The 21,122-nt window shown below is 63.2% G+C and carries 17 protein-coding genes; 11 read left to right on the plus strand and 6 right to left on the minus strand.

From position 1 onward, the window contains the following. Positions 1 to 30: 30 nt before the first annotated feature. The 3 genes from OOZ63_RS26425 to OOZ63_RS26435 are packed head-to-tail and all read right to left on the minus strand — an operon-like array spanning position 31 to position 1,634. A complete protein-coding gene (locus OOZ63_RS26425; protein ID WP_266008660.1) occupies positions 31 to 501 on the minus strand; it encodes a TrbC/VirB2 family protein in 471 nt (156 codons plus the stop codon). Then, a complete protein-coding gene (locus OOZ63_RS26430) occupies positions 498 to 1,049 on the minus strand; it encodes a lytic transglycosylase domain-containing protein (protein ID WP_266008661.1) in 552 nt (183 codons plus the stop codon). The genes OOZ63_RS26425 and OOZ63_RS26430 overlap by 4 nt, the downstream gene beginning before the upstream one ends. Positions 1,050 to 1,058: 9 nt before the next feature. Continuing rightward, positions 1,059 to 1,634 (minus strand): hypothetical protein, encoded by a 576-nt coding sequence (locus tag OOZ63_RS26435; RefSeq protein WP_266008662.1) that lies wholly within the window; start codon positions 1,632 to 1,634, stop codon positions 1,059 to 1,061. 438 nt (positions 1,635 to 2,072) lie between these two features. Here OOZ63_RS26435 and OOZ63_RS26440 point away from each other — a divergent pair, with 438 nt between their 5' ends. From OOZ63_RS26440 to OOZ63_RS26455, 4 genes are read left to right on the plus strand one after another with little or no spacing between them, the layout of a single operon-like run. Further along, positions 2,073 to 3,434, plus strand: coding sequence for an Eco57I restriction-modification methylase domain-containing protein (locus OOZ63_RS26440; RefSeq protein WP_266008663.1), 1,362 nt, complete (start codon positions 2,073 to 2,075; stop codon positions 3,432 to 3,434). 8 nt (positions 3,435 to 3,442) lie between these two features. Then, positions 3,443 to 5,734 (plus strand): sensor histidine kinase, encoded by a 2,292-nt coding sequence (locus tag OOZ63_RS26445; RefSeq protein WP_266008664.1) that lies wholly within the window; start codon positions 3,443 to 3,445, stop codon positions 5,732 to 5,734. Beyond that, positions 5,724 to 6,875: a hypothetical protein gene (locus tag OOZ63_RS26450; RefSeq protein ID WP_266008665.1), complete on the plus strand. Its 1,152-nt coding sequence runs from the start codon at positions 5,724 to 5,726 to the stop codon at positions 6,873 to 6,875. The genes OOZ63_RS26445 and OOZ63_RS26450 overlap by 11 nt, the downstream gene beginning before the upstream one ends. Before the next feature lies 1 nt (position 6,876). Beyond that, a complete protein-coding gene (locus OOZ63_RS26455) occupies positions 6,877 to 7,653 on the plus strand; it encodes a hypothetical protein (RefSeq protein ID WP_266008666.1) in 777 nt (258 codons plus the stop codon). Positions 7,654 to 8,335: 682 nt separating this feature from the next. Here OOZ63_RS26455 and OOZ63_RS26460 read toward each other — a convergent pair. Beyond that, entirely contained in the window at positions 8,336 to 8,650 is a 315-nt protein-coding gene (locus tag OOZ63_RS26460) for a helix-turn-helix transcriptional regulator (protein WP_323055792.1), read from the minus strand. Between the two features lie 178 nt (positions 8,651 to 8,828). Between OOZ63_RS26460 and OOZ63_RS26465 the strand changes: the two genes are divergently transcribed. Both OOZ63_RS26465 and OOZ63_RS26470 read left to right on the plus strand, forming a co-directional pair. Further along, on the plus strand, positions 8,829 to 9,314 hold the full coding sequence (locus tag OOZ63_RS26465) for an RNA polymerase sigma factor (RefSeq protein WP_266008667.1): 486 nt from the start codon (positions 8,829 to 8,831) through the stop codon (positions 9,312 to 9,314). A gap of 65 nt (positions 9,315 to 9,379) precedes the next feature. Beyond that, positions 9,380 to 10,435 (plus strand): FecR family protein, encoded by a 1,056-nt coding sequence (locus OOZ63_RS26470; protein WP_266008669.1) that lies wholly within the window; start codon positions 9,380 to 9,382, stop codon positions 10,433 to 10,435. Between the two features lie 386 nt (positions 10,436 to 10,821). Here OOZ63_RS26470 and OOZ63_RS26475 read toward each other — a convergent pair whose 3' ends face one another. Then, positions 10,822 to 11,784, minus strand: a complete 963-nt coding sequence (locus OOZ63_RS26475; protein WP_266008670.1) for a restriction endonuclease — start codon at positions 11,782 to 11,784, stop codon at positions 10,822 to 10,824. A 272-nt stretch (positions 11,785 to 12,056) separates the two neighbouring features. Between OOZ63_RS26475 and OOZ63_RS26480 the strand changes: the two genes are divergently transcribed. After that, positions 12,057 to 13,058 (plus strand): bacteriophage abortive infection AbiH family protein, encoded by a 1,002-nt coding sequence (locus OOZ63_RS26480; protein ID WP_266008671.1) that lies wholly within the window; start codon positions 12,057 to 12,059, stop codon positions 13,056 to 13,058. After that, entirely contained in the window at positions 13,058 to 14,440 is a 1,383-nt protein-coding gene (locus OOZ63_RS26485) for a hypothetical protein (RefSeq protein WP_266008672.1), read from the plus strand. Before OOZ63_RS26480 ends, OOZ63_RS26485 begins: the two co-directional genes overlap by 1 nt. Before the next feature lie 255 nt (positions 14,441 to 14,695). Here OOZ63_RS26485 and OOZ63_RS26490 read toward each other — a convergent pair whose 3' ends face one another. Continuing rightward, complete coding sequence (locus OOZ63_RS26490; RefSeq protein ID WP_266008673.1) at positions 14,696 to 15,634, minus strand: SOS response-associated peptidase family protein; 939 nt, start codon at positions 15,632 to 15,634, stop codon at positions 14,696 to 14,698. 151 nt (positions 15,635 to 15,785) lie between these two features. On the opposite strand from OOZ63_RS26490, the gene imuA reads away from it, so the two are divergent. Genes imuA through OOZ63_RS26505 form a run of 3 tightly spaced genes read left to right on the plus strand, consistent with a single transcriptional unit; the run spans position 15,786 to position 21,087 of the window. Continuing rightward, complete coding sequence (gene imuA, locus OOZ63_RS26495; protein WP_266008674.1) at positions 15,786 to 16,679, plus strand: translesion DNA synthesis-associated protein ImuA; 894 nt, start codon at positions 15,786 to 15,788, stop codon at positions 16,677 to 16,679. Further along, positions 16,630 to 17,967, plus strand: a complete 1,338-nt coding sequence (locus tag OOZ63_RS26500) for a Y-family DNA polymerase (RefSeq protein ID WP_266008675.1) — start codon at positions 16,630 to 16,632, stop codon at positions 17,965 to 17,967. The genes imuA and OOZ63_RS26500 overlap by 50 nt, the downstream gene beginning before the upstream one ends. Before the next feature lie 12 nt (positions 17,968 to 17,979). Next, positions 17,980 to 21,087 (plus strand): error-prone DNA polymerase, encoded by a 3,108-nt coding sequence (locus tag OOZ63_RS26505; RefSeq protein WP_266008677.1) that lies wholly within the window; start codon positions 17,980 to 17,982, stop codon positions 21,085 to 21,087. The last annotated feature ends 35 nt before the right edge of the window (positions 21,088 to 21,122 follow it).

Here is a 21,122-nt window from a genome sequence, read left to right on the forward strand (position 1 = left end):
TCCGGTCCGGGCTGAGTGGGTGCTGGGCGCTCAGCTGACGATGAAGGTCGCAAAGGCGGCGGCGCCGCCGACCAGGGTGCCGCCGATCAGCACATTGGCCACATCGGCCAGGCGGGCGCCCTGGAAGATCATCTTGAAGCCGGCCCAGATGATGGCGATGGTCACCACGGCGACGGAGATCGTCACCAGGATCATGTTGACGTTGGTCACCGTGGTGTTGATCTTCTCGAAGCCCTGGGCCAGGGCTGGCTCCGTCACCAGCGGCGTCGCGACGGCGGCGGCCAGCGCGCGCATCCGGCGCGAAGCGCGCAGATTGGGGAAGGCCCTGGGCCGGTGATCGAGCCAGTGGTGATGGCGGCGGCCGCCGCGAGGCGCGAGGCTTCGAGCCTGGGCGCTGGCGGCGGGCGGGCTGCCGTCGGGGAGGCGGCGGGCCTGGCGGCCGATGGGGGGAGGGGCGGCGGCGCTGGGGGTGTCGCCTCGGACGTGTGCGGTGTCGCTCATGGCTGTTCCTTCGGCTGTGCAATGGGGTGGAGGAGGGGTTGGGGCAGGGCCGCCCGAGCCGAAGCCGGGGGGGCCGCAGCGGCGACCACCCTTCGCACATAGCCATGCTCAAAGCCAGTGACGAAGTTGCCGCTGTAGTAGCAGGACAGGGTTTTCCTGAGTGAGGCCTGGTCTGCCTGAGACGTCATCTCTGTATCGGCAGTGCGTGGAGCAGGGACTCGGTCCAGGCATTCGGTCAGCACGGCCTGCATGGCCGCCAGGTTGCTGCAGGGCTCGAAGGCGCTGCTCAGCGTCAGCCCCAGGCGATTGAAGTTGCCGACATTGATCTGGCCGAGCCCGACGCTGAAGTTCCATCCGGCGGCGCGCAGCGCACGGGCCGTGGCCAGCGCCTCGGCGCGGGTCTGGGGTTGCCGCTGCAGCCGCCCGCCCACCACGCCGATGGCCCAGGGGTTGAGGGCGCTTTCTGTGGCGGCGAGGGCATGGGCCGTGCTGGGCGCCACCTGGGGAGCGCAGGCCAGCGCGAGGGCGAGGAAGGTGGCGCTGTCCATGGCTGTTCCTCAGTTCCCCGACTCGACCGGTGGTGCCGGTGGCCGGGAGGCCAGCCAGGCGGCGTAGTCGTCGTCGAATCGCCGGTCCCAGCGGCCGAACATGGCTTTGGCGGCGGGGCTGAAGTCGGTCACGGTGTCGCCGCTGATGCTCCACCAGGTTCGTGCGAAGGCCTGGCCGTTGACGGTGACGGCCACGGCGCCGGTGTAGTCGCAGTAGTAGCGGGGGCCGTTGGGGCCATCGACGATGCGCGTGTATTGGGGCGGGCAGAAGCTGGGTGCGCTGGCCCAGGCATGGCTGGCCGCGTTGCCGCCGCCGGCCATGCCGCAGCTCGGGAATGCCCGGCCGCGCGCCAGGTCGCGCCAGAGCTGGGTGATGGGCGGCACGCACTGGGGGATGGCGCGCCAGCTCGGCGCGGCGAGGCAGAGCAAGACCAGGCAGCCATCGAGCGCCAGGGCCGGCGTGTTCGTGCCGAGGAGCAGGGCTGCGGCGCTCAGCGCTGCGGCGATGGGGGCCTGCTTGGAATGCGGTGCCGGGTGATCACGACGAGGCGTGAGCGGGCCGGCGGAGGTGGTGCAGAGTTCCATGGCGGCTGGTTGGTTTGTTGGCCGAGAGTTCCTTGTGTGGGGCGCTTGCTGCGCTCCCGTGAAGAAAATCTAGGCGTCAAACCAGCCAGATCGCGTGCTGATTTTTGCGATTAATCAGCGGTTACAAATGGGCGGTTGTGGGTGACCTCCCGTGCGGACGACAGCTCAATGACGTCCTGCAGCCGTATCCAACTCCATGGCAGGTACTCTGTAACATGCGGCTCATGGGAATTCAAAGAAATCGCATCTTCGCCTTGAAGAAGGCTGGGATTGCGGCTATCGCCATGAGTCTTCTGCCCCGGCATGCTACTGGTGTTCCAATGCGTCCGCTGCGTCCGATTTCACTGGTTGGCAACATCGGAGGCGAGTGCCTGCCGTGATTGGACTTGAAATGGCGGCGCGTCTATTCAAAACATCATTGCAAGAGGGAGACTTTTGATGGATCGAACCGGCGGCCTGCCGCCATCCCTACACGCTGAAGAATCAGATCGTGGCGTCTACTTGGCGCGGTGCCAAGTGGACACGCCTGAGCGCTTGCTTCGGTTCGTATGGACGCAAGTCAACGCCCGCCGGCCCAATGCCGGCGATGTGGTCGATTTCGGCTGCGGCGATGCACGCTTCAGCCGCTTCGGCACATTCGACACCTACACCGGGTTCGAGATCGATCCCGCACGCGGTCCTCGCGCCCCGCTGCGATCACCTCATAAGGTCGTCCTCGGGGACGCGTTCGAGCCCGGCCGAGTACTCGATTTTTCGACCTGCATTGGCAACCCACCCTATGTCCGACACCACGATCTCGAGGAGGTTTGGCTGGGTCGTGCCGACAAGCGGCTTAAAGAGCTGATGCCGTATCAGGCTGACGGCCGCAGCAATGCCTACGTGTACTTCATGTGGCTCGCCATGGCCTCGGTCGGTGCCGACGGGTTAGTGGCACTGGTTATCCCCTTCGAGTGGGTCAGCCGGCCGGCAAGCGCCAAGCTGCGCGCCTTTATCAAGGAGCAGGGGTGGGACGTCGACGTGTTCCACATTCGCAACGCGGCATTTGAGCGGGTGCTAACGACCGCGTGTGTCGCAGTCATCGACAAGCGCGCGGCGCTGGGTGGCAAGTGGCGGTTCTTCGATGTGGATGATGCTGACGTCATCACGCCTATGAAGGAGGTGACGGGTTCCTCGCATAAGCAACTTGCCTACCAAAAGGCGGCGGGGCAGACACGGGCCATCCGAGGTCTGAGTCCTGGTGGTAAGGAAGTTTTTGTTCTGACCGAGGCCGAGCGCATTCACTTTCAGCTCCAGTATCCCAGTGATGTTGTCCCTGCGGTGTCGTCGTTCCGGCACATCGAGCAGAGCCAGGTCACCTTGACGGAGGCGCTGTTTAGGAAGCACTACGTACACACTGGGCAACGCTGCTGGCTGCTCAACGTCGAGGGCGAAATTTCGCCGGCGTTGAAGGCCTACTTGGACCAGGTGCCGGAGGAGGCTCGGTCGAACTACACCTGTAAATCGCGCAAACTATGGTGGAAATTCGTCATGCCTAAAGTCGCCGACATTCTGTACTCGTCCGGCTTCAAAACTGCGCGTCCCAAGATGTTCCGCAACGTGCTGGGCGCGATCCATGTGGGTGGCATCCACGGTATCCACTGCGAACTCGCCAGCGACTCGCCCGCCGTCATGGCCGAGTTGCTGAAGATCGACCTGTCCAAGAAGGTAGTATCTCTGGCCAAAGGATTCTTAAAGGTTGAGGTCAGGCAGATGAACACGGTTTTGAACGACATCCAGAAGCGCTTGGCGGCGCGAGCATGAGCTCGTAGATGGCTACCACGCTCATCACCCGGGACAAGATTCCGTTCGAGGTCGAAGCTCGCCTGCTGCAAGAATTGGGCGAACGCTTGGTCGCATCGCCCGATGTCGCGCTGCTTGAGCTGATAAAGAACTCCAACGACGCGGACGCACCTGAGTGCCGGGTGTCGCTCGTCACCCGCTTCGGCCGGCCGAACCTAGAGATCGCCGATAACGGCACCGGCATGACCGAGAAGGACTTCCGCACACGCTGGATGCGGATCGCAGCGGACAGCAAGCGGGAACGGCAGACTAAGCGCTTTGGCCGATCAGTGACGGGGCAAAAGGGCATTGGCCGGTTTGCTATTCGCTACCTTGGCGACGCGCTGCGACTATCCTCGGTCGCCTTCGACCCCGAGGCGGGAGAGTTCCGCAAGCTAACGGCGTACTTCGACTGGCGCCGCCTGGATGGCGTCAAAGACCTGAAGGAAGCTAGCGTCCGCTATTGGGTGAACAGCGTGCCGTCCGGCACTGCGGTAGGCACTCGTCTGACGGTGAGTCGACTCAAGCGAGACCTGGACAAGGCCGTCGACAAATCCCTGCTGTCGAGCATCCTGGAGATCGTCTCTCCAATCGCCACCTTCGACCTCGGCCCGTTCGCGAAGAAGCGCGGCAGGACCGAGATAATCTCGAACAAACAGACGCTAGACTTGGTGAGCCCACCCGCCTCTTCCTTTGAAGAAGATCCAGGGTTTCGGGTCGTCTTCGCCGGCTTTCCGACGGTTCAGGAAGATCAGTCGGACATCGCTCGGTCCGTGATTGACAACTGCTGGGCGCGCTTGCAGATCTCGCTCAGTGGCGAGACGCTCAAGTACACGGTCAAGTTCAAGGGCGACGACCAATCCCACACAGCACGCTATCGCTTCCCGAACAACATCAGCAAGGGGTTGCATGGTGATATCTCATGGGCACCCAAGCGCAAGGGGTCGTTCAATGACCTCGGGGCAGATGGCCGCGAAGCGTGGTCGTGGATACGCAAGAACTCTGGCATCGGCGTCGTGGACAACGGGTTTCGCATCAGGCCCTATGGCTTCAAGGACGACGATTGGCTCTATCTGAACCAGGACGCTGCCCATAACCGTCGTGACTGGCGCTCCGAAATCGCCCAACGTGAGTTCCCGCTCAATGAGATCGAGCAGTCCCGCCCGGGCTTGAACCCGACACTCAATGTCGCGTCGAACTACCAAGTCGTCGGCGCTATTGGCGTTGCATCACGAGCATCCAATGCGCGTGATGAGGCGGATCTGATCCCGGCCATGGACCGCGAGGGCTTCCTCGACAACGCGGCCTACAGGCAGATGGTGGAGGTCGTGCGTGGCGGACTGGAATACCTGGCCAAGCTCGACAAGGCACGCCAGTTGCAGGCTGAAGAAGTCAAGGCGCAAATCTTCCGCAACGAGCTCCGATCTGACCTCGCGCAGACGATCCACGACATCGAGAATGATCCGCGCTTGGCGAGCGAAGAGAAGGCTGCGCTGGTCCAGCACTACGGCTCTCTGGCCACGCGCGTTGTCGAGCAGGATCAGTACGACCGGGCGGCCCGCCAGCGGCTGGAAATCGCGTCGGGTCTTGGCGTCGTCGCGGGCTTCATGACGCACGAAGCCGAGCGACTATTTCTGGCACTGGATTCGGTCATCGAGCGGCTCAGCAAGAAGGCCCGAACGCCGGCTGAACAGGCGGACCTCGATCAGATCACCTCAGCGCGCCAGCAGCTCGACAGCTACATCCGCTACACGCGGCTCTACACCGATTCGCTGCGCTCGACCGAGCTGCGTCCCTTCTCTGCGTTGGGTCAAATCGAATGGGTGCATGACAGCTTCGGGCCGACGGCAGAAAGCCGGGGGATCCAGACCTTGATCTCGTGTGAGCCTGACGTGATGGCCCCCCCGGTGCCCGTGGCGATGTACAGCGCCGTGCTACTGAACTTGTACACGAATGCTACCAAGGCCGTCATCGCCCGCGAATCGGACGGACAGGAGCCACAGATCCTGATCTCAGCCTGGAACGACCAGAAAAATCACCATTTGTCAGTCCAGGACAACGGAGTCGGCATTCCACCGTCCTCGAAGAAGCGCATCTGGGACCCATTCTTTACGACGACCTCGCGCGTCAATAGCCCGTTGGGCAGCGGCATGGGCCTGGGCCTGTCGCTGGTGCGCCAACTGGTCGAGCGCGAGGGTGGCAAGGCGGATGTCGCCGCGCCCACCCCTGGCTTCACTACCTGCCTGCAGATATCACTTCCAAGGAAGATCAATGTCCACTAGCGGCTCCAAGCGCACTATTGTTCTGTTCGAAGATCATCAGGAGCGCATCGACGAGCTTCAGGTGGCGATCAAACCGATGCTCGGCACCAAGTACCGCCTGGAGGTCTTTCCGCTGCACGTGGCCCCGAAGACGATGACTGGGCCCTATGAGGACCGCCTCGCGGAGGATTTGAAAGCACCGCAGTTCGGCAATATCGTCTTGGTGGTCACCGACCGAGATCTGTCGACCCAAGAATGGGGAGGGCTGTCGGAAGCTGCTGTGTCGCGCGCCGCCGAGAAGCTGGGCCTACCCGTGGCGTGTTACCGCCAAAAGAAGCCCAATGTCGAGGACCGTCTAACGCGCAAGCCTGGCAACGGCCAGCTGGAGTTGCCGTTCCTGGTCGACGAGCGTGCGCACCGGGTCATCACCCTTTGCAATGGCTTCGTGGAAATGGAGAAGTTGCTTGCGCCGGCGCGCGCGCCTGTCACCAAAAAGAGCACGGCGAAGACGCCGATCAAGGCGAAACTTGCCCCCAAGGCAGACGCCGGTACGCCGGGTACCCTCCTAGCTGGCATTCTTCAGCAGCCGTACGTCGCGACTCATTTCGACTTGTTCGCCTGCGGTGATCAGCGCGCCATTTCCGAGATCATGAGCGTCTCTCAGGACAACAAAACTCAGCTTAAGCCTGAGCAGGAGCGCCGTCTGGTGATTGCCCTTGGCGTCTGGCTTGCCGATCTGGTGATGGAGTTTCCGGGCTTGTTGCTCAATAGGACTGCTGCTGCGAGTTATCTGGACATCGCGCCGGACGACTTCGCCAAGGCCAAGGTGCAGACCGTGTTCGAGTCTGCCAAATACGTGAACCTTCCGTTTGCCGACGAGCACAACCCGCTGTGGTGGCGACATCTGCTCGACGATTTGGTCACGGACGGCGAAGTGGTCTCAGGACGTGCGCTGTGCGAATCCAAGGGCATCAAGAAGTTGTCCTACTGCCCGTGCTCTGTCAAGCCAGAGCTGCATGCCGGTTACTACTGCATGGCCACCGAGAGGCCTATCAGCGAGGAACAATCGTCCGGACGCGTCAGTTGGTTCCCGGTGGGCGCCGACTTGGCTCGGATCACTGCCCGCACGCACCGAGTGCTAGCCCCCTGGATCGGTTCCTGATATGGCGACAAGAGGCCAGCTCCTGCAGGAGTTCATACAGCTTTCTGAGAACGCCTATAACAACGTATACACAGCGTTCAAGCGAACAGCGTTTCTCGAACGTGCAACGCTGCTGCCGGCGATCGGCGATCAGGCGTTTGTGGCCGAGCCGGCCAAGGGGCAAACGAACTCCGTCGAAGTGAAGGGAGCCTTGCGCATTGACAGCCTGCCCTATCGGCGCAAGGAGACCGCCGGCTCGCGTGGGACCGACTCGCGCCATGACGGCGGCATCAATGTCGTCCTGGACTCGCTCGACATCTACAAGTTTGATCGAGACAAGCCAAGTCTTTCAAACAGCTTCCTCTACAAGTCACAGGTGCGAGTGGCCTATTTCAAGCGGGCCAAGAGCAAATGGAAGCCACACCTATGCGTGAGATATGACTTTGCGCGCAGCTACGGCTCGCATCCCATCTTTCACGCCCAACTTGAGAACGGTGTACCCGATGCTTCGGTGCGCGCCATGTTTCCGGATTTGCCCGATGTCGTCGACCCGCTCGACCTGCATTTCAAGGTCAGGCTACCCACTGCGAACGTTGTCGGTGCAACAGCGCTGTTGAGCCTTGCGGCCGATCACCTGCCGCTGAATCGCTTTCCCGATGTGCTGCGCGCAGTACGCGCGCAGGCACTGTTCAACACTGAGCCATGGCGCTGCGATTGCAGCAGCCTGGACGGCGGCCATGCCCCGCAAAGTATGCTTGCGAGCCGCTGGTACAGCACAAATCTGGAAGAAGTGCCTTAAACAGAGGTGTGTCGGGGAGCGCTGTCAGCTTCCCCAGCTGCGTCGATATGCGCATCAGTGCTTGTCGGTCTTCTCGCTTGTCATCATGTCCACCTAAGTGGACATGATCCTTGCTGCCCAGCCCGGCAACATCAAGATTTGTTGGGCGGACGGATACGGAGGGACAGCTATATGTCATAGCCGACGGTGGATTTCTTCCGCCCGCCGTCAGGCTTGAACAACTTGGCATCAGCCGCCAGAACTGGGACGGAGCGAGCTCACTGAACATTGCTTTCGTCGGTGCTTCAGGCCAGCTCCTGAAGCTATTGCTCGCTTCATGGCTATGAATCGCCTATATGGTCCGCCCAGGAAGAGCAAGTTTATGCGTCGAGACGGTTTGAAGGGTTTGCGGCTTCCGCGTATCGGTGTACGCTGATCGCGACCGATAGCTACAGGGCGGGACCGCCGATGCGCTAGATGCAACCACGGTCAACGCCGTTGCCGTCACGGGCTGTCCCTGGAACGGTGCCATCGAACCGCACATGCGGCGCTTGTTCAGCCTGTAGTTGATCAATGACCGTATCGGCGAGCGCAGTCATTGGTCTGCAAGAACTGGGTGATAGGAGCCAGCCTTGAACAGCCGGCTGATGAGCAGCTATACCGGGCTTCTGGTTTCGCGAACCGTTCAGTAGTTAACGTACGATCATTCCCGGACCAGTAAATCACAGATGTCAACGCCCAACGCCGTTGCCAATCGCTCAACATTGTCGAGAGAGACATTCCTCTCGCAACGCTCAATGGATCCCACATAGGTGCGGTGCAGATCCGCCAAGTCAGCAAGCCCCTCTTGTGATAGGCCGCGCGCAGCACGAAGCGAACGAAGGTGTCGCGCTAAGCGTTCCCTTGCTGATTCGACCGTGATTTTCCGACGCCCTGACATGACGCCGTAGGTTCGATCAAGGATGACTTTGGGTCTACAGACGTAAAGTAGCAATTGATGCCGCTGCGGCGTCATCATCTGCTTCGATCCAAAGGACTGAACTCATACGAGTAAAGCCGAAAATCTCTCCTTGATGACTTTGGGTATACAGACTTAAAGTAGCATAGCAATCGTGACTTGGCCGAAGGTTGAGTCTTTTCGGTTCTCATGCGGCCGGCTTTGCACCGCCCGGCCTTTGACCCTGGGAGGGTTCACCATGAAGAAGCATCTACCTCCGGTCTTCGCACGCATCCGAGACGCCCTGCGGCGGCGCGGCAGCTCGACTCAGGATGCGGAAGATATCGTCCAGGAAGCCTGGGTGCGGCTGGCCCGCTACGAGCGTGGGCAGGTCGTCGTGAATTCGGATGCCTTCCTGATGCAGACCGCGCTGAACCTGGCCATCGATGAACACCGGGGCCGGGTCACCCACGGCGAGCAGGTCGTGCTCGAAGAGGTGATCCTGGTTGACGATTCGCCGCCCGTCGAGGCCGTGGTGCTGGGTCGTGAACGCCTGGCTCGGCTGCACTATTGCCTGGGGCGGCTGACCGAGAAGAGCCGGGACATCTTCCTGGCCCACCGCCTGGACGGGCTGACCTACCGGGAGATCGCCGATCAACACGGCTTGAGCATCAGTACGGTGGAGAAGCACATTGCCAAGGCTACGATGCAACTCATCACCGGGATGCAGGACTGGCGAACGTGATTGGCGCAGAGGGGCGGGACGGGCAGGGCGACGAGCGAAACGAAGGGCAGGGGACCGAGCCCGTCGTGACGCGAGAGATTGCGGCTGAGGCGGCCGTCTGGATCGCCCGGCTGCATGGGCCGGATCGATCCAACCACATGGAACGCGAGTGCCGCGCCTGGCAGGCGCGCTCGCCCGCACACCGGCTGGCCTTCGAGCGCGGGACGGATCTGTGGATGGAGGCGGCGGGTGTGGACCGGGCCGCCGTGGCCCGGGCTGCGGCGGCCAGCAGGCCTGAGGGCCAAGGTGGGGAACGGCAGGGCGCCAGCCCCGTGAATGCCGGCACCAGGGGATGGGGCTGGCCGCGCCCCTGGGCGCTCGCCCTGACGGTCACATCGATAGTCCTCGTGGTCGGTGTGCTGGTCGGCCAGCCCTGGCGCGACATCGACAGCTACGACACCGGTATCGGCGAGCAGCGCCTGGTGATCCTGAAGGATGGCACCCGGGTGTCGCTGAACACCTCGACCCGGGTGAAGGTGGAACTCGACCAGACCCAGCGCCGCGTGCAGGTGGAAGGCGGAGAGGCGTTCTTCGAAGTCGCCAAGGATGCGAGCCGGCCTTTTGTCGTGCAGGCCGCCGGCACGGAAGTCACCGCCACCGGGACGGCCTTCGTGGTGCGGCTCATGCCTTCATGCGCAGGCGAGCGTGAAGCGCTCGATGTGACGCTGGTCGAGGGGCAGGTTGTCGTGCATGGGGCCGGTGGAACAACCGCCGCCCCGGCGATGGCGCCGCCCATCGTGATGGCGGCAGGGGACCGTATCCGGGTCCGCCGCAGTCAAGGCGACAGCGCCACATCGGCCCCATCAGCAACCGCGCCCGAGCATGACCGGCCTCGCCTGGACCAGGTGTTGGCCTGGAAGCGCGGCGAAGCTGTCTTCGACCACGTGTCACTGCAGGAGGCGCTGGCCGAGATGAACCGCTACAGCGCGACGCCGATCTCGGTGGACGCCAGCGTGGCGGATCTGCGGGTCAGCGGTCAGTTCAGGACGGGCGACAACGCGGGCTTTGCGCAGGCGGTGGCAAAGTTGCACGGCTTGGCGGTGCTAGAGCATGCGGGCCGGCTTGAGTTGGTGCCGAAGTAGGCACGGAACGCCGAGAAGGCAGGGCGTGGGGCGGGGCTATCAGCCGCATCCGTGGCGGCCGGCTGACCAGCCACTTCGGTGCTGCGGTTGGTAGCTCGCATCCGCCGGAATGACGGTGGAGCAGCGGGACCTGTCAGTGACAGCCGCTGGACGGACTCACGCTACCCGACACCAAGCAGTCGTTGGGCCCGGCGACAGCCGCTGGCTCGAATGGCGGCTCTATAAAGTACTGCAGCCGTAGGACTTTCACTACGAGGCTCGCGCCGCCTCTATTTCGTAAATGTCGACCTGGTCGAAGCACACGCCACCGATGTGATGGACGTGGTAGCCCTTGCCGTCCTAGGCGTTGTGGAAAGAAGATCAGCAACGTGGTGTCGGAAAATTCATCAGCCCAGGACTTCGACAAACGGCTTCTTGTCAAGGATCGCGGCACGCACCTTGTCTCTTAGTAGCTTGACTAGATCGCGCTCGTTGATAAGCAGCATCACGATCTCGCGCAATGTGCATAGCGCCATAGTCCTTGCCGTCGAATGGGTGACGCACTCTGCAATTGCAGATGCTGCGAAGTCGGAATTCGAGATGAAGATACCGCGCACGCCATCACGGGCAAACAGCCGCATCATGTGCGAGCCAAGCTCGGGCACACCGACCGGGTCCTTCAGCCACTTCATCTCGACAAGGTAGATGTGGCCCTCGAACTCAACAACACCATCGATCTGCTCGACCACAACCGAACCAGTTGGGTCCTGCCGCTTGAAGTCTTCCCGCACCAGGATGCCGTGCGCGCGGAAGAGATCGTTTAGCACGCCTTCCAGCAGCTTGCCGCGCTTCTGTGGCTCGCTGTCCATGCCGAACAGTGCGTTTAGCCGGTCGCGCACATCCTCGATCTTGCGGCGTTTCTCGGCTGCAGCTTCACGTTCTGTGCGAGCCTTAGCTGCGACCTCGGCCTGCGCAGCTTCGCGCTGCTGGTTCATGCGGGTGAACGAATCTCGGTGATTCACTATGCGCGCGAGGTCCCCGACGTTGGCCTTCGCCTTGTGCACGTCGTTCTCCCAGCACATCGAGAAGTGCTCGAACTCCACCACACGCTTGATCACCTCGCGGCGCGGGCCAAGACCAGCGTCACCGCGTTTGTTCAACTTCTCCAGTACGTTGCGCACGATGGCGAACTTGCTCACGGAGTTGCGATCCGTCCGCACCTTGGCTGCCATTTCCGCAAGATCATCGGTAGGGACGCCGGCCCCGCGCAAGAACAGAATCACGTCGTCCTTGCCCTTGCAAAGCAGCGGGATCGTGTCAACCAGCAGGTTGAAAACGTCGGGCGGGTAGTGGAAGCGGTCGTCGTTCATGCCGCAATTGTGCCAACAGTGGTCTGGACGCTAACGCGCTCCACAAGGCTATCGACCCCTGAATCGACACAGCCTGCCCATGGCCTGCTGCGTTGCTACTAGGGACCGCTTGATTGCTTCTGGCTGGCATTGAAAATACGGCGCATGTGATCTGAGCTGACCCTCGCCCTTGGCGGCAGCTTCCTGGCACAGCGGCAGACTGTGCCATCCCGGCCAGAACCAGCCGACTGCACTCGACTGCTTCGTGGCACGTCGATGTGATGGAGGGCAGCATGAAATTTGAATACTACGGAGGAGATGAGATGGCGCAACAGCGACTAGAACCGGGAGGGAGCGGCCATGCTTCACTGGCGACACTTGGCGAACAGATCCTTTACATCGTCGGCAATGGATTCGACCTACACCATGGGGTCCAGTCCTCATACGCGGCGTTCGGCCGGTACCTGAAGGAAGTCGACCCCGACACCTACGATCAATTGGAGCGCTACTTTTCTGTCGACGACGACTTCTGGTGGCAGTTCGAGGCACAGCTTGCACACCTCGATACCGACTCGCTTCTCGACGAGGCCGCGGCGCACCTGCCCTCCTATGGCGCCGACGATTGGAGCGACGCGGGACACCACGACTACGAGTACGAGTTGGACCGGGTGGTTGCCGCGATCTCGTCTACGCTGCGGCGTCGGTTCAGCGAATGGGTGCGTCAGCTCGTCATTCCCTCGCCAACGCTGCTGATCGGCAAGCTGCTCCAGCTGCGCCGGGATGCGCGCTACCTCACCTTCAACTACACCGAAACGCTGCAGCGTGTGTACGGCATTCCCGACGCAAGCGTGATTCACATCCATGGTGCGGCTGCGCACGCGAATGACCAACTGGTGCTTGGGCACGGCTGGGCGCGCACCGCGGCCGACTCGTTCAATTACGGCATCGATCCCGAGTCGGCCGATGTCCGTGTCATGGGCGGCAACGAAATCGTGGATCGCTACTTCACCGAGACGTTCAAGCCAACGGCGCGCGTTATCGAGTCGCATAAGGCTTTCTTCCAAAGCCTGTCGGGCATCAAGAAGGTCTTCATCATGGGGCACTCACTGTCGAGCGTCGATCTCCCTTATCTTCTGGAGCTGTGCCGGCATCTGGGCAATGTCGAAGTCCAATGGCAGGTGAGCTTCCATGAATCTCCGGAGGAAGTCGAAGCTGGCATGGACAGCATGGGCATCGACGTCAACGAGGTCCGCTTCGTGCCGCTGACCGAGCCGGCTCACTGGGCGTGCTATTGATGGCATCGCGTATCACGCCACCGACGCAACGTCCCTACGTCCCCATCGGTGGTGGGGTCGAGAAGGATTCCGACATCGCCGCCGCGCTCGTTTGGCTGGCCACCTCATATGGTGACGCTGCCGCCTTCTTTGCCCGGTTGAGTGTCGCGCAACAGCGCTACCGCGAAGTCACGGCCAATGACGCTACCCGCGGCAAGGATCCTTCGTGGTCCGATCTTGGTCCGGACATCGTGGCTGCGTACCTGGCGCAGGGAAAATCTCTGCTCGATGACCGCCGTTCGTATGACTTCGCGCTGGTGTCCCACGTCGCTCCCTGGCTCAAGCAACTCGGTGTGAACCTGCCAGCCCTGACACGGGTTGTGGGTGCACCGGATCGGGCACTGCGCATGCTTCGTAACAGCCAAGTGCTTCCCGACACGGCGCTGTTTGAGCTTGTAATGGCCAGCAACTACGCTGCGGAAGGCTTTGACGTTGCATTCATCGCAGAAGGACCAGGAAAGACGCCTGACCTGCGGCTGTCCCGCGGTGAGTCGGGCAGCGAATTGTTCGTGGAACTGAAGCGCCTGCAACGGGGGGACTACGAGATCGAAGAGCGGCGCAGACACGCGGAGATCTTCCACCAGCTCGAGCCGCTCCTGCACCAGCAAAGTCTGTCTGTCGATGTCGATGTGACCTACGAAAGGGAACTGGCCGACGTTCCCGTCGACTATCTCCTCCAGCGGGTGAAGCGCGCGCTGGCGAGCCCGTTCCTCCTCACTGGCGGCTATCCGTGGAAGGATGAGCTTGGAAGCGGCCTAATTCGCGACGCCAACGTGGCGGCCGTACGTCGCGACACGCGCGAAAGCTATCTCTACTTTGGGACGAAGATGGCGCGGCTGCTCTCAGGACGCGTGGTGTCAGAGAACAACTATCACCTCGCCGCACAGGCCACCGCCAATCCCGAAGATCCTCGATATGTCGATCAGATGAGGTTCGGATCTGTCGTGACCTGGCAGTGCATCGCGACAAAGGCGATCGAGCGCAAGGCCAAGTATGTGCGCAGCAAGCTGGCGGAAGCAGACAAGCAGATTGCCGGCCATGGCCGAGGCATCGTCCACATCGCGATGGATGCCGAGCTCCACAATGAGGCCTCCGATCTGCGGCGGCAACGCAACCAAGACACACTGCGCACGTTCCAGATGAACTCGAAGACCATCATCGTCTATCTTCACTACTTGGTTCCCCGGGTGTCTGAGGATCATTCCTGGCTCACGGACGAAACAGTCGACGTATTCAGCCGGCTCGAGCACCCGCCTCCGCCGTTTCCCGCATTCCCCAGATCGACCACGCTGGACAACGATGAACCCGCATGGCGGCAGCGCTTCCGACCATCCAACGCATAGAGATTTGCGTCGACATCGACCGACAATTTCCTGGCATCGAATCCGACGGCGGCGATGTCCGCTCAGGATCGGGTTCAGCCGATGACCTCGGGCGCAAGGAGTCGCTGGCAAGCCTCGAAACGGCGGCGGCCCACTGACCGGAGTTGGAGGTGCAGCGGTCGATCGAGTCTGCGACCCGGGATGATCGCTTTGGGCGGCCGCCGCCATTCACGGCAAGGGGCTCAATGTCTCTGATCAGCCTAAAGGCGACTCACATCAAGCGGCCATCCGATGCTCATAGAACGGCCGCTCCCGATCATCCAGCACCGCCTGCAGCTCATCGAGCTTGCTCGGATCCGGATTGAGCCACAGGTCCAGATGCTCCGGCTTGATCGGAATGATGCAGCGATCATGCCCCGCCGCCGCCACCTCGGGCGGCGGTTCATCGGTCACCAGCGCAAAGCTGTCGAGCTCCTCCTTGCCATCGGTCCAGTGCGCCCACAACACCGCCGCCAGCATCTCCTGATGGGTGTCGGGCTCGAATTTCAGGATCAGCTTCTCGATGCTGCCGTCCGGCTTCACCTGCTCGACATGCTCATAGAAGGCACTGACCACGATCACGCCGTGGCTGTAGCCAAAGGTCTTCTTCCAGTAGCCGCCCAGACTGTCTCGGCGCGCGTTGTAGGTGCCCGGGTACTTCTGATCGAAGAAGGCCGGGACGCCTGTCGGCCGACACTGGTAGCGCATCGGCTTGAGCACCCGTACGCCGTTCTCGACCACCATCACCGGCACATAGTCGCCCGGGAAGATCCGCCCGTCCCGCTCCTCTGAGTCGACCCGCCTGAGGTCACTGAGCTGGCCCAGCAGCCAGGGGATCTTGGTGCTCGCGATCCGCTGGTCCTCTTGCGCCCCCTTGGTCGCTTTGACGGCCAGCTTGCGCTCGGCATCGGCCAAGCGCTTCTTCTGCTTGAACAGCTCCTGCTCCAGGCGCGCCGCCTCGATCTCATGCCATTGCTCAATCAGCGCATGGATCTCGCTCTCCTCGGGCGTCTGCGGATCGGCGAACTGCGCCTCCATGGCCTTGGGAATCTTGATGTTGCGCGTGCCCTGATTGCGGTCCCAGAACAGCCGCACATAGTCCTTGAGGCTGATCTCCACACCGAACTGCCGGATGTAGCGCCGGTGTTCTTGTCTGACCTGAGCGGAATAGCACATGCAGGGTCCTTGGCAAACAGACGTCGATCCTAGAGGTCGCCGTCGATTGGGCAAAGCATCACACCAGGCCGCTGGACTTTAGCGATCACGCTGGACTTCGCGGTCGGGCTCATATACTGTATATCCATACAGTTACTTTCGGCCCAATTCCATGTCATCCCATTCGCTCTGGGAGGACGCGCCGCCCCTGCCGTGCGCGCCGCTCAGTCTGCCACCGCCGATCCAGAACACCGCGCCCTCGCTGGCGCGGGGCCTGCCTGCGGACGTTGCCGAGTCGGTATGGCGGGGCAATGAGCTGGGCCAGGGTGTCAACAAGGTGCTTAGCACCGGCTTTGCCGCGCTGGATGCCGAGCTGCCGGGCGGCGGCTGGCCATGTGGTGGCCTGACCGAGGTCCTGCAGGCCCAGCCCTCGCTGCTGGAGTGGAGGCTGATTGGCCCCTGTCTGCGATCCATAGTGGCCGGCGGTGCCGCCGTGGTCGTGATCGGCCCACCCAAGCGGCCGCACCTGCCAGGCTTGCGTCATCTGGGCATCGAGGAGTCCGATCTGGTCTGGATCCAGGCACAGGCGCCCTCGGAGCGCCTGTGGTGCACCGAGCAGCTGATCAAGGCCAATGCCGCGGGCGCCATCCTGACCTGGCTGCCCCAGGCCCGGCCGGAGCAGCTGCGGCGGCTTCAGGTCCTGGCCCAGTCCTGCGATGGCCCGGTCTTCGTGTGCCGGCCCATCGTGGCCCAGCATGACCCATCGCCGGCACCGCTACGCCTGCTGGCCTCCCCGGACCTCGACTGGCGCTTGAAGGTCCGCATCATCAAGCGCAAAGGCCCGGCCCATGACGGCACCCTGATGCTCCCTTCCATCCCCGGTGGGCTGGTCCATGTCCTCACCCCCCGGGTGATGCAGCCCAGTCAACTCATCCCCTCCAAGGAAGCGCCTCAACATGCTGTGGGCAGCCCTGATCCTCGACTCCACCTCTCTGCCAGCCTCGCAGCCAGCCCCCTTGCCCACGGCGTCGCCAGCATCCCGGACCACGCCGAACGCGCCGTCTGAGGCGCTTGGCGGCGCTGCGGCGCCGGCTCGCAACGATGCGCTCGCGGGCCTGGCGGTCTGGTGCCTGCAGTTCACACCCCGCGTGGCGGTGATGGAGGACTGCGCCCTCGTGATGGAGGTCGAAGCCAGCCTGCGCCTGTTCAAAGGCATGAAGGCCCTGAAGGAGCGGATTGGTGACGAGGCCCCGGACCTTGGCGTGATCTCGATTGCCTGGGCGCCGACGGCCATGGCTGCACTGGCAATGGCACGCGCCAGGGTGCCCGATCTGGGGGAGCGACTGCTGCAGCCGGTGCTGGACAGCTTGCCCCTGGTCTGCCTGACAGCGGCAGCCGTGCATCAAGAGACCTTGAGCCGGGCCGGCATCAACACCTTGGGTCAGCTGCGCGCCTTGCCACGCGGCGGCATCAGCCGGCGCTTTGATGCGGCGCTGCTGGCCGCGCTGGACCAGGCCTATGGCCTGCGGCCCGACGCGCACCGCTGGTGCGTGCTGCCCGAGCAGTTCAGCGCGCGGATGGAGCTGGCCTGCCGCGAGGACCACGCGCCGGCCCTGCTGATGAGTGCTCGGCCCTTGCTGATGCAGATGTGCGGCTGGCTATCAGCCCGGCATGCGGGGGCGACCGGCTTCACGCTGCATTGGGTGCATGACTCGATGCGGGCCAAGGATGCCGGCGATGGCGGCGCGCTGACGATCCGCACGGCCGAGCCGATCCGCGAGCTGGAGCACTTCGTGCGCCTGCTGGCCGAGCACCTGGCCAAGACCCAGCTGCTGGCGCCGGTCGGCGAGCTACGCCTGGAGGTGCTGGATGTGCAGGCGCTCCAGGAGGAGACCGCATCACTCTTGCCCGAGACGGTGCGCGGCGGTGAGTCGCTGTATCTGGTGCTGGAACGCATTGCCGCGCGCATCGGTCCGGACAAGGTACTGCAACCCACGCTGGGCGACGACCACCGGCCCGAGTGGATGACGCGCTGGCAGGCGGCCAGCAAGCGGCGCCTGCGCAAGGCGCAGGCTCTGGCCGAGCTGCCCGAACCGACATTTCTTCTGGAGGAGCCGCTCAAGCTGGCCGTGCGCGACCACCGGCCGCACTACCAGGGTCCGCTGATCATGCTGGTCGGCCCCGACAGCGTCGAAGGCGGCTGGTGGGACCGGGTGCCCGATCAGGCCGTCACCCGCAATGTGGTGCGCGACTACTGGGTCTGTGCCGATGAGACCGCCGGCGTGCTCAGCGTGTTTCAGCAGCGGCTCGATGACGGCGAGGTCGCCTGGTATCTGCACGGGGTGTTCGCGTGATGCGAGTCCAGCATGGCCACGCATTCTGTCCTTCCTCATTACGCCGAACTGCGTTGCGTCAGCAACTTCAGTTTTCTGAAGGGTGCCAGCTGGCCCCATGAGCTGATCGAGCGCGCCAAGCAGCTGGGCTACTCAGCGATTGCGCTGACCGACGAATGCAGCCTGGCCGGCATGGTGCGCGCCCATGTGGCGGCCAAGGAGCACGGCATCAAGCTGCTGGTGGGCAGTCAGTTCGAGCTGCAGTGTGAGTTCCCATTCACCCTGGTTGTGCTGGCAGGGAATTTTAGGGGCTATGGCAACCTGAGCCACCTGATCTCGCGCCTGCGCCGGCGCTCGCCCAAGGGCAGCTACCACTTCGCGCTGGACGACCTAGGCCCAGAGGATCTGGACGACTGCGTCGTGATGGCCTGCCCGCAGCGCCATGCCACGCCCAAGCAGTTGCTGGCCATGGCGCGCTGGCTGCTGCGCTACTTCATCGGGCGCTGCTGGATCGGGGTGGATCAGCTGCGCCGCAGCGATGACGAGATCCGGCTGCTGCGTCTGCGCGAGCTCAGCGCGCTGACCGCGATCCCGCTGGTAGCCTCGGGCGATGTCTATATGCATGTGCGCAGCCGCAAGCCGCTGCAGGATGTATTGACCGCCACCCGGCTGGGCCAGCCATTGACAGCCTGCGGACGCGCACTGGAGCGCAATGCGGAGCGGCATCTGAGAACCCGGGGCCGGCTGGCGCGGACGTTTCCGGCGGACCTGCTGGCGGAGACCCTGAAGGTCGCCGAGCGTTGCGAGATGAGTCTGGATGAGCTGCGCTACCAGTACCCCTCAGAAGTGGTGCCGGTTGGCGAGACGCCCGGCTCTTACTTGCGGCGACTGACCTATGAGGGCGCGGGTCGACGCTGGCCGGCCGGCATTCCGGCCTCGGTCTCCGATCAGATCGAGCACGAGCTGGCCCTGATCGGCGAGTTGCAGTACGAGCACTACTTCCTGACGGTGGCCGACATCGTGCAGTTCGCGCGCTCGCGCCACATCCTGTGCCAGGGCCGCGGCAGCGCGGCCAACTCGGTGGTCTGCTACTGCACCGGTGTGACCGAGGTCGACCCGGCCCGCATGAGCGTGCTGTTCGAGCGCTTCATCAGCCGCGAGCGCAACGAGCCGCCAGACATTGACATCGACTTCGAGCACGAGCGACGCGAGGAGGTGATCCAGTACCTCTACAGCAAGTACGGCCGCGACCGCGCCGCACTGACGGCGGTCGTGATCTCCTACCGGTCCAAGAGCGCGCTGCGCGATGTGGGCAAGGCATTGGGCTTCGAGCTGGAGGCGCTTGATGCGCTGTGCGGCAGTCTGCAGTGGTGGGATGGCTCAGACATCGAGGTGGAACGCCTGCTGGAGTCCGGGCTGGATCCCTCCGACCTGGCGGTGCGGCAGTTGCTCGACTTGACGCAGCAACTGATGGGGTTCCCTCGTCATTTGTCGCAGCATCCGGGGGGCTTTGTGCTGACCAATGGGCCACTCACGCGCATGGTGCCGGTCACCAATGCGCGCATGGAGAACCGCACTGTGATCGAGTGGGACAAGGACGATATCGATGCGCTGGGCTTGCTCAAGGTCGATGTGCTGGGCCTGGGCATGCTCACCGCGATCCGCAAGACGCTGAACTTTGTGAGCCAGCAGTGCGGCTATGACTTCGGCCTGGCGGACATCCCTGCCGAGGACCCCAAGACCTACGAGATGATTTCTCGGTCGGACACGGTGGGGGTGTTCCAGATCGAGAGCCGGGCGCAGCGCTCGATGCTGCCGCGCATGAAACCCCGCTGCTTCTACGACCTGGTCATTGAGGTCGCCATAGTGCGGCCCGGTCCGATCCAGGGCGATATGGTCCACCCTTATCTGCGGCGCCGCCAGGGGCTGGAGCCGGTGGTGTATCCGAGCCAGGAGCTGCGTGAGGCACTGGGGCGCACCTTGGGCGTGCCGCTGTTTCAAGAACAGGTGATGCAAGTGGCGATGGTGGCGGCCGGCTACAGCGGCGGCGAGGCGGATCGGCTGCGGCGCGACATGGCGGCCTGGAAGCGCAAGGGCGGGCTGCAGAAGCACTACAGCAAGATCGTCGACGGGATGACCTCGCGGGGCTACGAGAAGTCCTTCGCGGAGAGCATCTTCAACCAGATCAAGGGGTTCAGCGAGTACGGGTTCCCGGAATCACATGCGGCGAGCTTTGCGCTGCTGGTCTATGCGAGCTGCTGGATCAAATACCACCACCCCACCGAGTTCCTGGCCGGCATGCTCAATGCCCAGCCGCTGGGTTTTTACTCGCCGAGCCAGCTGGTGCAGGATGCCAAGCGCCACGGCGTGACCGTGCTGCCGCCGGACGTCATGGCCAGCGACTCGGACTGCACGCTGGAGGACCACGAGGGCAAGACGGCCGTGCGGCTGGGGCTGCGCCTGGTCAAGGGCCTGCCGGCCGAGGCCGCCAACGCCATCATGCGGGCCAGGGCCGAGCAGGTGTTCGACAACGCCGAGGATCTGGCACGCCGGGCCGGCCTGAACCAGCAGCAGATGACGCAGCTGGCCTCGGGCGATGCGCTGGCCAGCCTCAGTGGGCATCGCCGGCAGCAGGTCTGGGATGCGGCGGCCCAGCGCTCGACGCCGCTGCTGCTGCGCGATGCACCGGTGCAGGAGGACTACCTGGAGTTGCCGCCGGCGCCCGAGGGCGAGGAGATCATTTTTGACTACGCCTCGCTGGGGCTGACCTTGCGCCGGCATCCGCTGTCGCTGCTCAGGGACAAGCTCCAGGCGCTGGGCTGGATGTCATCATCTCAACTGCACGACCTGCCCAACGGTAGACCGGTGAGGGGCTGCGGCATCGTGACCGTCAAGCAGCGGCCAGAGACGGCCAAGGGGACGATGTTCATCTCGCTGGAAGACGAGGACGGCGATATCCAGGTCATCGTGCGCCGGGAGATCTGGGAGCGCCAGCGTGTCGTGGCGCTCAATGCCAAGCTGCTCGCGGTGAAGGGGACCTGGCAGCGTGAGGGGGAGGTGCGCAATATCGTGGCGGGCTACCTGGAGGATCTGACGCCGCTGCTGGGAGAGCTGAGGACGGCGAGTCGGGATTTTCATTGAGGGGTGTTTGATTTGGGAGGCGGTGCTGCCGATAT

Source organism: Paucibacter sp. PLA-PC-4, assembly GCF_026241155.1.
GTDB lineage: Bacteria > Pseudomonadota > Gammaproteobacteria > Burkholderiales > Burkholderiaceae_C > Roseateles_E.